The sequence below is a fragment of the Basilea psittacipulmonis DSM 24701 genome (assembly GCF_000743945.1).
GTDB classification, from domain to species: domain Bacteria; phylum Pseudomonadota; class Gammaproteobacteria; order Burkholderiales; family Burkholderiaceae_B; genus Basilea; species Basilea psittacipulmonis.
The window spans coordinates 177,148-190,013 of the sequence record NZ_CP009238.1 but is presented as its reverse complement, the minus strand read 5'-3'; the positions used below and the strand labels follow the sequence as shown (position 1 = coordinate 190,013).

The window sequence follows — 12,866 nt, the reverse complement described above, 5'->3', positions numbered from 1 at the left end:
CTGACCATAAAATCAGCAAGCCAGTGATTATAATCAATTTACGCCTAAAGTGTCATCCCATCCACGCTCACTCCTCACAACTACCTCACTCTACCTTGCTCCCACTGCAAACCTGAACCAAAACTTCCTCACACCCCCGCACACTCAGAAACCCTTATCATGACTGACTTTCAACTCACATAACCATCACACCCTGCTCCCATTTCAAACCTCAACACACTCCCCCGCATGCTCAGAAACCCTTATCAAGACTAGCTTTCAACTCGCTCAACCATCACACCTTGCTCCCATTCCAAACCTCAACACACACTTCCACACACCCCCGCACGCTCAGAAACCCTTATCATGACTAGCTTTCAACTTGCATAACCATCACACCCTGCTCCCACTCCAAACCTTAACCAACACTTCCACACCCCCACTCACACTCAGAAACCCTTATCATGACTGGCTTTCAACTTACACAACCATCACACCTTGCTCCTGCTCCAAGCTTTGACCTAATAAAAAAGGGGCCAAAAAGCCCCTTACTTTTAAACTTATGATTAGAAAATCTCAACGTTCACTTTTTATCAAATCAAACCCATGATGATTTTCAGCTTCATTCCATCGGTTCATTATTCGATAAACGCAAAATGCCTTGGGCACATCGCACGCCTGAATACAACAACATCAAAAACATCGCTAATATCATCATGGAAAACGAGTTAGAACTTACCAAAGACTCAACCGAAGCATCATTTGGCACAAAAGACGACATTAAAAACTGGGCAAGAAACGTAAACGCAAGAACCTGCCATACGGTAGTGATAAACCAATTAATATGCGATTCCAAGATTGTTTCTTTCATCTTACGACGCATAAAATACGCCACAATCAAAAAAATAAAACTTCCCATTGTCAATACGCCAATATAAGCGATATAAAGAATCAACATCTGACGTTTCAACGATTTATCCGCTTCACTTAGCACAACACACCTCCAAAATTATTCATTTAAAACTTTTTCTCATTGCACCTACACCCATTGAAATCGGCATAAGAGAACTAGATCGCGACTACTTAACATCATTCGCACAAGCCGAACTTTGCATATTCGCACCTTGATTGATACCTCTCAAAGAACATTACCGATAGTCTTATAAAAACTGGCTTGGGCGTGATACCTTATTTATACCCCTATTCAAGGCACATTACAAATTCTATGACATACAGGATATAAAAAACAGTCCCTCACCCAAATAACCCAACACTACGACGCATTATCAGAATGCCACAAGCATACTCGCATTTCTACCCTCATTCAAAAGGCATTAGCAGTCATTCAATGTAATAACATACAACATTGAAAAATAAAAAACTCAATAAAATTAAGGGATTTATGAAATGGTAGATGTGTAGGGAAATGTATAGAAAATGTGGGATGGTGCCGGCTACAAGAATTGAACTCGTGACCTTCTGATTACAAATCAGCTGCTCTACCTGCTGAGCTAAGCCGGCCCGTAAGAATTGTTATTATGAATGAGTTTATCTAAAAAGTCTAGCACTTCCCTTACTTTTATTCACTTTTCATCCAAACAAGGCAAAAAGTGTAGATAAAAAACAACAATTCATCTATCTTTAATCCACCCACTGCAAGCCAGTATCTTTTGAAGATGAGTCATTATCCTTGCCTTTTCCATCCTCATCATCACTCAACTCAAACTCGCTATCCGCTGCAGGCTCATAATCGCTTGTGTCAAAATACAATCCCTCCTGACTTTCTTTTGAAAATAAACCTGCCACCGCACTAATCGGCACCATAACTTGTTGAGCGACCCCACCAAATCTTGCGGTAAACTCCACCCATTCATTGTCCATTTTTAAATGTTTGGTGGCTTGGTGAGAAATATTTAAAGTAATAAATCCCTCTTTCACATAGGCACGAGGCACTTGGCAATAATCATCGACCTTTACTAGCAAATAAGGCGTAAACCCCTGATCAACGCACCATTCGTAAATACCACGCAATACATAAGGTTTCATACTCGGTAACATATTCGTCTCCAAATAAAAACAAAGGGTAACATTTAATCGCTACCCTTTCGTATCATTCACATCATTTTCTTAACGACGCATAATTTTCTCTGAGGGGGTCAACGCCTCAATAAATGCAGGTCTTGAGAAAATTCGTTCTGCATACTTCATCAAAGGTGCAGCAGATTTTGGCAAATCAATTTTGTAATAGCCCAAACGCCACAACAATGGAGCAATCGCCACATCCAACATAGAAAACTCTTCACCTAACATGAAGCGGCTTTTAGCAAGAATCGGTGCCAATTGGGTCAAGCGATCACGAATCACCTTACGATGTTTTTCAAGCACTTTTTCATCGTCTTTTAGCGAACGGTCTTCCAACACAGCAACATGAGAAAAAATTTCACGCTCAAAATTATGCAAAAACAAACGCGTTCTTGCTCTTAATACGGGATCAGTTGGCATCAACTCTGGATGAGGGAATCGCTCATCAATATACTCATTGATAATATTAGATTCATAAAGAATTAAATCACGTTCTTCCAAAATCGGTACTCGACCATAAGGGTTCATCATACTAATTTCTTCTGGCTTATCGTACAAATCTACATCACGAATCTCAAAGTCCATGCCTTTCTCATATAAAGCAAAACGACAACGATGAGAAAATGGACATGAAGTACCCGAATACAACACCATCATAATGAAATTATCCTTTTAAAGTGATCTAATCTTGAAAAAATAAAGGTGTCAATGCCACGGCACTAACACCTTTGTGGTATATATTTATATTATACCTTACTCGTCAAGTCCTACTTAACGTGTTTCCAGTAGGCCTTGTTCAATCTCCAGCATACAAACAGGAATACGAACAAGAATGCCATCACGACATACCCGATTCGATGACGTAACACCTGATCAGGTTCAGCCATCCAACCCATAAAGGCGGTCAAATCAGCAACATTTTTGTCAAATTCCTCTTGTTTACCTGGGTTCAAATACTCAACTTCATGATGTTCAGAAGGGCCACCTGCATAATCGGCTGGCAACTTCTCATTGCTCAAAACATGTTTGTAGCCTTTTTCATCATACTGAGTCACAGTTTTGAACCAAGCTGGTTTACCGTTCTCGTCAGCATCTAAGTGAACTTTTGTGAATGTCACGATAGATGGACTTTGTAGTTCCCAGAATGGGTTAGGCATCCCTACGTTCGGGAATACTAAGTTATTCCAGCCTGTAGGACGACTATTGTCACGATAGAAACTGCGTAGATACGTATAAATATAATCAGTACCTGGTGCACCCAAGTTTTCAGCTTTAGCACGAGCCATCACTGACAAATCTGGAGGTGCTGTACCGAACCATACACGTGCATCATCAGCATGCATCGCCACTGTCATCAAATCGCCTACTTTCTTACCCGTAAACAACAAATTATCGTGAATCTGTGTATCGGTTAACCCAATCTTTTCTAGATTGTTATAACGCAAAGCTTTTGCACTGTGACAGTTTAAGCAATAATTCACAAATAATTTTGCACCGTTTTGCAAGGCCGCTTTATCATGGATAAGGTTAGGAGCCTCATCCCACTTAACGCCATGCCCTGCTGCCTGAGCTAATGGGGCAGCAAAAGATACACATAAAGCTAATATAGCAAGTAACTTTTTCATTCTTAACCCCTTACGCATGTGGATGGAAAGTAACACGTTCTGGCACAGGTTTGCATTTGCCCCAACGACTCCACAATGGCATGCAGAAGAAGAACAATAAGTAAATCAACGTACAAGTCTGTGAAATCAAGTTCAATGTTGGGTTCGGTGCTTTCGTACCAATCACGCCTAAAATCACGAAGTTCACCATAAAGATGGCGTACATGATTTTGTGCCAACTTGGACGATAACGAATCGACTTCACGGCACATTGATCCAACCATGGTAAGAACCCTAGAATGACCACTGTACCGCCCATAACGACTACACCCCAGAATTTCGCATCAAACACGCGAAGTCCGATTGCAACCGCAACCAATACTAGAGGCCAAACAATTTTCCAAACACCTTTTGTTTTCTTAGAGAACAACAATCCGATAGCAAACACAATCGCCATTGCCGCCAATACCCATGTAAACTCATCTGTCGTTGCACGAAGCATAGAGTAAAATGGCGTAAAGTACCAAACTGGAGCAATATGCTCAGGTGTTGAGAGTGGGTTAGCAGGTAAGAAGTTATTCGCTTCTAAGAAATAGCCACCCATCGTAGGATAGAAGAATACGATAGCAAAGAATACAATCAAGAACCCTGCCACACCTAACAAATCATGAATGGTGTAGTAAGGATGGAAAGGAATACCATCTAAAGGAATACCTTCCGCATTTTTCTTTTCTTTGATCTCAACGCCATCAGGGTTATTTGAACCGACTTCATGCAAAGCAATAATGTGAGCAACCACCAAACCTAGCAACACTAAAGGAATAGCGATAACGTGGAAAGAGAAGAAGCGGTTTAATGTAGCGTCTGATACAACAAAGTCACCACGAATCCAAACGGATAACTCTTCACCCACAAATGGAATAGCAGAGAACAAGTTCACAATTACTTGTGCACCCCAATATGACATCTGACCCCATGGTAACAAATAACCAAAGAACGCTTCTGCCATCAAGCACAAGAAAATCGCCACACCAAAAATCCATACCAATTCACGAGGCTGACGATAAGAACCGTAAAGCATACCTCTTAGCATGTGCAGGTACACCACGACGAAGAACATCGAAGCACCTGTAGAGTGCATATAGCGAATTAACCAGCCCAGAGGCACTTCACGCATAATATACTCAACTGAGTAAAACGCAAGTTCTGAGTCAGGCTTATAGTGCATGACCAAAAAGATACCTGTGACGATCTGCAACACTAGCACTAACAATGCTAATGAACCAAACCAATACCAAAAATTAAAGTTCTTAGGTGCGTAGTATTCAGAAAGGTGATCTCTCCAAATCGACATTAATGGGAAACGTCTATCAATCCACCCGAGGAACCCTGTTGCGGTAACAACTTTTTCCTTAGCCATTTATGGCTCCTTTCAAACTTTTGATTAAAAACAATTTAGCCCTCAGCTTTATCCAAGCCAACAACGATATTCTCATCGTCAACAAAATAATAAGGAGGAACTAGGAGGTTATCAGGTGCGGGCTGATTTTTAAATACACGTCCTGCCAAGTCATACTCCGAACCATGGCATGGGCATAAGAAGCCACCTTGCCAATCAGGAGACATACCCTCTGCAGCACCCACGACAAACTTAGGCGTTGGTGTACAGCCTAAGTGTGTACAGATACCAATACACACCATCCATTCTGGTTTTAGCGAACGATAATAATTCTTAACCGCTGGTGGCGTAAATCCTGGACGATCAGAATTAGGATCAGCCAACAAATGATCAAGCTTAGGAAGCTCGTCAATTTGTGCTTGCGTACGGTGAATAATCCACACAGGTTTACCTTGCCACTGAACAGCGACCATCGTACCTGGTGCAATAGTTGAAAGATTGACAGAAACAGGTGCACCTGCTGCACGTGCTCGATCAGATGGGGTCATCGATGCGACAAATGGGACAGCTGTTGCTACAGCGGCCACCCCGCCCATCGCACAGGCTGAACCCAGCCAGAAACGACGATCCGGATCAGCAGGTAGCTGTTCTGGAAACGATCTGTCTTTAGTATTTGATTCTTGACTCATTCTGCAATATCCTTTACGAATTAGATGAGTTAAATTGATTTAACAATCGAGTCATTTTAAAAAAACGGCTCAAACTTAAACCAATATTATAACCTGTCCAGACTTAATCTGGATAACATAAGGATAATAACATGAGTAAAGCTTCTAATTTCTTGACCGAGTTCAAAAAATTTGCTGTTAAAGGCAATATGATGGATTTAGCAGTCGGTGTCATCATCGGTGCTGCGTTCGGTAAAATCATCGACTCTTTGGTAAAAGATATTTTTATGCCAGTTATCAGTTTCTTGGTAGGCGGAAAAGTAGATTTTAGCAATATGTTTGTCGTGCTTAGTGCGCCAGAAGGATTAAATTTAGACCAACCACGCGATGCCTTAGTTGCCGCAGGTGCAAATATCCTAGGTTACGGTAACTTTATTACCATCCTAATTAACTTTATTCTTTTGGCTTTCGTGGTGTTCATTCTTGTTAAAGTCGTTGCTAAAGCAAGAGCTAACTTTGAAGAGCCACCTGCTCCACCTGCACCTGCAGCGGATCCAGCAGATATCGCTCTTCTTAAAGAAATCCGCGATTTGTTGAAAAACAAATAAATCAATCTCCCTATTTAACTCATCTAATCTTTAAATAGGGTTATCAAGCTCAAAGTAAGTTACATCAAGCCCAAACCTTGCTTTGATCGCATTACCGAGAGCTTGAATCCCATATCGTTCAGTCGCGTGATGTCCCGCAGAAATAAAGCCCACGCCTTGTTCTAAAGCATCATGATAATTCCTCTCTGACGCTTCTCCCGTAATGAACACATCCGCTCCAGAATGCACCGCATCCATGTAAAAACTTTGGGCCCCACCTGTGCATAAGGCGATACGATGAATGATTTTTGACCCATCACCAATGACTACTGGCCTTCTCCCTAAACGTTGTTCTATTACAACGGCCAAATCAGAAAGTGTTTCAATTTGTTTCACTTCACCCGCTTTTTTCGGGGTCGCCAAAAGAACCAATTCGCTTTCCCCTACCATTAAAGGATCTTGTTGTTCATTTTTCAGCACATCCAATCCCAATTGTTCGGCTAACTGAACATTATTCCCCCAAACTGGATGGGCATCCAAAGGCAGATGATAGCCCACCACATTCAAATCATGTTTAATCGCCAAGGCAATACGATCATAACGCTGGCCCACGATTCGATAGTCCTCTCCTTTCCAAAACCAACCATGATGAACCAATACCATATCCGCCTGAATATCGATCGCCTTTTGTAAACACGCCAAAGAAGCGGTCACACTCACTAATACTTTTTTCACGTCCGCCTTACCCTGCACCTGCAAACCATTCGGAGCATAGTCTTTCCACGCACCAATATTCAAAGCTTGATTCATCCAGTTCACCAGTTCATCACGTTGCATGATTTTTAATCCTCATTTAATCCATCTACGCATTAGCGTATCACAAGCGATTCATTTATTCATCCTAAAAAAACATTCATCTCATCACCTCCACCCACCTTACTGGCCCCGTCCTCTTTATACAATACTTCGCCTGCCCTAAAAGCAAGCCACTCACCGTCATCCCCTTATACGATACGATAGCTCACTTGGTATCGATGGTAACCAAGCTGCGTCAACATGGCCCACCTTATACAAGGCGAGAACGCATGGTGCCCATACCACTGATCAAAGCACTCTTTCACCTGAATTGAGCGATATTCTTGATAAAATAAAATGTCCCATCCAATTTACAGGAGACTTCTTTGTTAAGAATTACCAGTGTCAATGTCAATGGCATTCGTTCTGCCGTGAAAAAAGATTTTTTCGATTGGTTAGCCGAACATCAAGCCGATGTCGTCTGTTTACAAGAAATCAAAATCAGCGACCCCGACTTAACTGAGTCATTACGCCATCCATTAGATTACCAAGGTGCTTTTTGCCATGCCGAAAAGAAAGGGTATAGTGGCGTGGGCCTATACACCAAACAAGCTCCTGACACCTTATCTATCGGGATGGGGAGCAAAGAATTCGATCCTGAGGGCCGTCTCATTAAAGCCACTTGGCCGAATCTCACCATTATCAGTGCCTATCTGCCTTCTGGCTCCAGTAGTGAAGAACGTCAAGCCGCCAAATTCCGATTTTTAGCAGAATTTGATCCTTGGATCGATGCCATGATGGAAGATTATCAAAAAACCGGCCACAACTATTTAATTTGCGGTGATTGGAATATCGCCCATAAAGAAATTGATATCAAAAATTGGAAAGGCAACCTTAAAAACTCTGGTTTTACGCCAGAAGAACGTGCTTGGATAGACGATTTATTGACGCGTCGCGGATTCGTGGATATTTTTCGTCAACTCAACCCAAACCCTGATGAATACACGTGGTGGAGTAATCGCGGACAAGCTTGGGCAAAAAATGTAGGATGGCGAATTGACTATCAAATCGGCACGCCTGGCATTGCCAAAGCGGCTCGCCAAACCTCGATATACAGAGATAAGCGTTTTTCTGACCACGCCCCTTTAACAATTGACTATGATTGGTCTTTGACCTAAAGGCGACTCGGCATGTCTTATCTGCTATCTTGGTTAAAACCTTATCTAAGCCCTCGTGTCCTGCCTTTATTATTTTTAGGCGTATCCAGTGGCTTACCGCTTGCTTTAACGGCAGGTTCTTTGCAAGCTTGGACCACCAGCAGTGGCACCGATATTAAATCCATTGGCCTACTCACCTTAGTCGGTTCTGCCTATACCTTTAAATTTTTATGGGCCCCTTTAGTTGACCATTACCATATCCGCTTTTTGGATCACCGACGTTCTTGGATAATCGCTTCCCAACTACTCTTAGCTGTTTCCATTTTTTACATGGGGATGTTAAATCCGCATGAACATCTTTTACAAATGGCGATTGTTGCCGTGATTATCGGCTTTTTATCGGCCACACAAGACATTGCGTTCGATGCCTATAGTCGCGAAGTATTACTTGACCATGAAATGGCACCAGGAGCCGCCATTCGAGTATTAGGATATCGATTAGGAATGATTCTTTCGGGTGGATACGCTTTTATCATGGCAGACACCCAAGATGGTTTGGGATTAGGATGGAACAACACCTACAAAATCATGGCATTGGCTATGTTGGTATTGATGTTGATCACCCTTATCGCCCCCAAACTCAAACCCATTCTTTCACCCAGAACCTTACAAGATTCTTTTTTACTGCCCTTAAAAGAATTTTTCAGTCGCAAAGGGGCCATCATCCTATTGCTGACCATTATTCTTTACAAACTAGGCGATGCGTTTGCAGGCTCCATCTCCATTGCGTTTTTAGTCCGATATATGGAATTTTCACAAGCAGAAGTTGGCTTGGTTAATAAGATTTTTGGGGTGATTGCATCCATTTTAGGGGCATTCATCGGTGGGGCCTTAACGAGCAAATGGGGGATTTACCGTTCACTCATTATCTTTGGCATCTTGCAAGCGGTTTCAAACCTCGTTTACTGGGTTTTATCGCTTTATCCTAACGATCCCCTCACATGGATGTTAACGCAAATTGGCCTTGATCATTGGCCAAAATCCTACTACCTCATTGGTGCCATTGGAATTGAAAATATTTGCGGAGGCATGGGGACGGCTGCATTCGTTGCATTTATCATGTTGCTATGTCACCAAACCTACACCGCCACGCAGTTCGCCCTTTTATCTGCTTTGGCCTCCATCGGCCGAGTGTACCTATCATCCATTTCAGGTTTTATCGTTCAAGACTGGGGCTGGCCCTTATTCTTTGTTTTTACCATTATGATGGCCATTCCTGGCATCTTGTTATTAATATCTCAAAAACAACAGATTACGCAACTCGATCAGCACCACCCTCCCTCTACTACCGCTTAGGCCTTGCATATGAGTTCACAAAAAAGTTCCTTAACACCCATCTTAAAGTTTGCCCACCAATTAGCAAAAGAACGTTTGCAAGCGGGTGATGTCGCTGTTGACGCGACTATGGGCAATGGACACGACACCCTCATGCTCGCTCAAGCGGTCGGTCATACTGGCAAAGTCTATGCGTTTGACGTACAAGAGCAGGCCTTAATTCGTACACAGGAACGTCTCCATCAACATCAAGCATTGACTCCCGTCACCCTTATTCAAGCCTCTCACGAGTTTTTGGATCGATATATTCAAAACGAAACGCCCAAAATCATCATGTTTAATTTTGGGTATTTACCGGGTGCGGACAAACAATACACCACTCAAACACAAACGAGTTTAACCGCACTCGATAAAGCCATCTCTTTGTTATCTGAAAAGGGATTGTTGATACTTTGCATCTACCCTGGCCATGAAGAGGGAGCCAAAGAATCCGTCGCTATTGAACAATGGGCCCGTGCTTTGCCCCAATCTCACTATCAAGTTCTTCAATACGGCTTTATCAATCTCATCAATCGCCCGCCTTATCTATTAGCCATTGAGAAGCTCCCGAGCTAGCATCGCCACTTGCTGGTTCCATATCTCCTCTCTTATCTTAGATCTTGGACATATTTCTATGAATAAAAAAAGCCCCCAACCTCATCATTGGGAGCTTTTGTCCGATTCACTTACAAACTAATCTCTACTCATCGAGATCATCGTCATTGGAATCGATACGTTGATTGCTAAATGGGTTATTACCCGGTTTTACCGTTATCACCGAAGATGATAGACCCGTTTTATTCTTGCGTCTCAAGTAGTCTTGACGTGCTTTTTCATCACGCAATTCTTGAGGCGGAATACTATCACCTGCTTGAATCATCGCAATATACTTACCAGGTGGAAATTCTCGATACCAGAAATTTTCGCCATCCTTAGTCAAACCGATAGGTGGCGATTTAACCGTATCTTCTGGAACCCCAGCCAACGCTCCTTTCATAAAGGTAATGAAAATCGGCATGGCACTACCACCACCCGTTTCACGTTCACCCAAAGGCTTAGGATTATCATAGCCTAACCAAGCTGCACCGACTAACTTTGAATTAAAGCCAACAAACCAAGCATCCAAAGAATTATTTGTCGTACCCGTTTTTCCAGCTATATCGCTACGTTTTAACTCTCCTCTGACTCGAGCAGCCGTACCATGCGTAGCCACCCCTCTTAGCAAATCTTGCATGACATAAGCCGTTCTTGCGTCAATAACACGGTTATTTTCATCGCCTGCACGATCAGGATTCGCCTGCATCATCAACACATTATTCGTACTATCCACCACACGATTGATCAAATAAGGTTGAATACGATACCCTCCGTTTGCGAAAACAGAAAACCCTGTCGCCATCTGCAAAGGTGTCACGCTTCCCGAACCCAATGCCATCGTTAAATAAGCACCTTTAGGCGGTTGTTTATTCGGATCAAAGCCAAAACGGGAAATAAAATCGGTCGCAAAATCTGGCCCCACCACCTGTAAGGTTCGAATCGACACCATGTTTTTAGACATATACAAACCTCGACGCAAGGTCAGCTGTCCATCATATTTGTTCCCATAATTTTTAGGCATCCAAATCGTGTGTTGTGGGGTGACCATGTAAAATGGCTCATCCGACACAATCGTTTGTGGTGTCACACCTCTTTCTAAAGCCGCCGCATATAAGAAAGGCTTAAAGGTTGAACCAGGTTGTCGCCATGCTTGAGTGACGCGGTTAAACGATCCCTCATAATCAAAACCACCCACCATGGCACGAATCGCACCATTTGAAGGATCCAATGCAACAAAAGCCGCTTCTACCGTTGGTTTATTGATAATTTTCAACTGACCATCTGCCAATTTCTGTACATAAATCACCGAACCACGATCGATTTTAAGTTTTTTGTTTGCCCCAGCGACCAAGGCTCTTTTCACATAATCCAGAGATTTCCCTGTCAATGTAACAGACTGTCCTAACGATCGCGTTGCCACCACCTGTTTTGCATCAGCCGACAACACGATATAAGCGAGCAAATCGTCATCATCGGGATACTCTGTTTTCATCTTAGACAAAATCGAAGAAAATGCTTGCGTATTCTTTTCGATACCTACTGGCAAATCCCATTGGGCTTCAGGTCCAGGATAAGGACGGCGTGCCGTATATGCCAACACGGCATCTCTTACCGCTTGATAAGCAAGATCCTGATCTTTAGAATCAACGGTCAGATAAACACTCAATCCTCTCGAATAAACATCTTCTTTATAGATTTCATACATCAAGCGACGAGCCAATTCAGCCACATAACGCCCTTGTTTTGAGGCATTTATCGAACCATCCTCATTTTCTTTTTCACGATCTTTAGATAATACAATCGGTTCTGCTCTGGCCTGATCATACTGAGCTTGCGTAATCTTGCCTAACTTCAACATACGCCCTAACACGTAAGCTTGACGTTCTTTAGCTTCTTTTAAATTGCTAATAGGATTAATGCGAGAAGGTGCTTTAGGAATACCAGCCAGAATCGCAGCCTGAGCCAACGTTACTTTTTCCAAAGGCACACCAAAATAAATTTGGGAAGCTGCACCAAAGCCATAAGCTCGATGTCCCAAATAAATCTGGTTCATATACAACTCAAGAATTTGATCTTTGCTTAACTCGCTTTCGATCTTATACGTCATCAACACTTCATACAATTTTCGTGTATAAGTTTTTTTGGAAGACAGATAAAAGTTACGTGCTACCTGCATCGTGATGGTGCTGGCACCTTGCATTTTGGCACCTGAAATCAAATTAGCCAATACCGCACGACCGACACCAATCCAATCAACACCACCATGCTCATAAAAGCCGCCATCTTCAGCCGCTAATAACGCATCTTTCATCACTTGAGGAATTTCATTAAAACTTAAATACTCTCGTCTTTCCTCACCGTATTCCGCCAACAAAATACCGTCATTTGAATAAATACGAAGCGGAATCGCTGGACGATAATTCGTCATCGCCTGCAATTCAGGGAGTTTTTTCCAAGTGGTATAAAGCGTGACAGCAGCGAGCAGTCCTGCACACACCATTAAACCAATGAAAAAATATACTAACTTCCAAAATCCACGCCAAAAACTAAATTTTTTCTTAGGGGTTGTCATCTTTATTTCATCTGATTTTCTGAAAAATAAATTTTAATTTGTTTTTATAAAA

12 protein-coding genes and 1 tRNA gene are annotated in these 12,866 nt (G+C 42.4%); 4 read left to right on the top strand and 9 right to left on the bottom strand.

The window, feature by feature from the left end; all coding sequences use genetic code 11:
* Positions 1–601: 601 nt before the first annotated feature.
* From IX83_RS00825 to petA, 7 genes are all read right to left on the bottom strand, one after another.
* On the bottom strand, positions 602–973 hold the full coding sequence (locus IX83_RS00825; RefSeq protein ID WP_038498078.1) for a hypothetical protein: 372 nt from the start codon (positions 971–973) through the stop codon (positions 602–604).
* A gap of 451 nt (positions 974–1,424) precedes the next feature.
* Positions 1,425–1,500, bottom strand: a tRNA-Thr gene (locus IX83_RS00820).
* A gap of 120 nt (positions 1,501–1,620) precedes the next feature.
* Positions 1,621–2,037: a ClpXP protease specificity-enhancing factor gene (locus IX83_RS00815; protein ID WP_038498075.1), complete on the bottom strand. Its 417-nt coding sequence runs from the start codon at positions 2,035–2,037 to the stop codon at positions 1,621–1,623.
* Between the two features lie 69 nt (positions 2,038–2,106).
* The gene (locus IX83_RS00810) at positions 2,107–2,718 is read right to left on the bottom strand and encodes a glutathione S-transferase N-terminal domain-containing protein (RefSeq protein ID WP_038498073.1); all 612 of its coding nucleotides are present in this window, start codon (positions 2,716–2,718) and stop codon (positions 2,107–2,109) included.
* 110 nt (positions 2,719–2,828) lie between these two features.
* Entirely contained in the window at positions 2,829–3,686 is an 858-nt protein-coding gene (locus IX83_RS00805; protein ID WP_038498070.1) for a cytochrome c1, read from the bottom strand.
* A 10-nt stretch (positions 3,687–3,696) separates the two neighbouring features.
* Complete coding sequence (locus tag IX83_RS00800; RefSeq protein ID WP_038498067.1) at positions 3,697–5,085, bottom strand: cytochrome b; 1,389 nt, start codon at positions 5,083–5,085, stop codon at positions 3,697–3,699.
* A gap of 35 nt (positions 5,086–5,120) precedes the next feature.
* Positions 5,121–5,753, bottom strand: coding sequence for a ubiquinol-cytochrome c reductase iron-sulfur subunit (petA, locus tag IX83_RS00795; protein ID WP_038498064.1), 633 nt, complete (start codon positions 5,751–5,753; stop codon positions 5,121–5,123).
* A gap of 131 nt (positions 5,754–5,884) precedes the next feature.
* Between petA and mscL the strand changes: the two genes are divergently transcribed.
* Positions 5,885–6,340, top strand: coding sequence for a large conductance mechanosensitive channel protein MscL (gene mscL / locus IX83_RS00790; RefSeq protein WP_038498061.1), 456 nt, complete (start codon positions 5,885–5,887; stop codon positions 6,338–6,340).
* A gap of 30 nt (positions 6,341–6,370) precedes the next feature.
* Here mscL and IX83_RS00785 read toward each other — a convergent pair whose 3' ends face one another.
* The gene (locus IX83_RS00785; protein ID WP_038498058.1) at positions 6,371–7,156 is read right to left on the bottom strand and encodes a Nif3-like dinuclear metal center hexameric protein; all 786 of its coding nucleotides are present in this window, start codon (positions 7,154–7,156) and stop codon (positions 6,371–6,373) included.
* A gap of 344 nt (positions 7,157–7,500) precedes the next feature.
* On the opposite strand from IX83_RS00785, the gene IX83_RS00780 reads away from it, so the two are divergent.
* Genes IX83_RS00780 through IX83_RS00770 form a run of 3 tightly spaced genes read left to right on the top strand, consistent with a single transcriptional unit; the run spans position 7,501 to position 10,221 of the window.
* Positions 7,501–8,292, top strand: coding sequence for an exodeoxyribonuclease III (locus tag IX83_RS00780; RefSeq protein ID WP_038498055.1), 792 nt, complete (start codon positions 7,501–7,503; stop codon positions 8,290–8,292).
* Between the two features lie 12 nt (positions 8,293–8,304).
* Positions 8,305–9,627, top strand: coding sequence for an AmpG family muropeptide MFS transporter (locus IX83_RS00775; protein WP_038498052.1), 1,323 nt, complete (start codon positions 8,305–8,307; stop codon positions 9,625–9,627).
* A 9-nt stretch (positions 9,628–9,636) separates the two neighbouring features.
* Complete coding sequence (locus tag IX83_RS00770) at positions 9,637–10,221, top strand: class I SAM-dependent methyltransferase (RefSeq protein WP_038498049.1); 585 nt, start codon at positions 9,637–9,639, stop codon at positions 10,219–10,221.
* A gap of 124 nt (positions 10,222–10,345) precedes the next feature.
* Here the strand turns inward: IX83_RS00770 and IX83_RS00765 are convergent, their stop codons facing one another.
* Positions 10,346–12,814 carry a penicillin-binding protein 1A gene (locus tag IX83_RS00765; protein WP_051918984.1) on the bottom strand — a complete coding sequence of 823 codons (2,469 nt, stop codon included), beginning with the start codon at positions 12,812–12,814 and terminating at the stop codon, positions 10,346–10,348.
* Positions 12,815–12,866 lie beyond the last annotated feature (52 nt).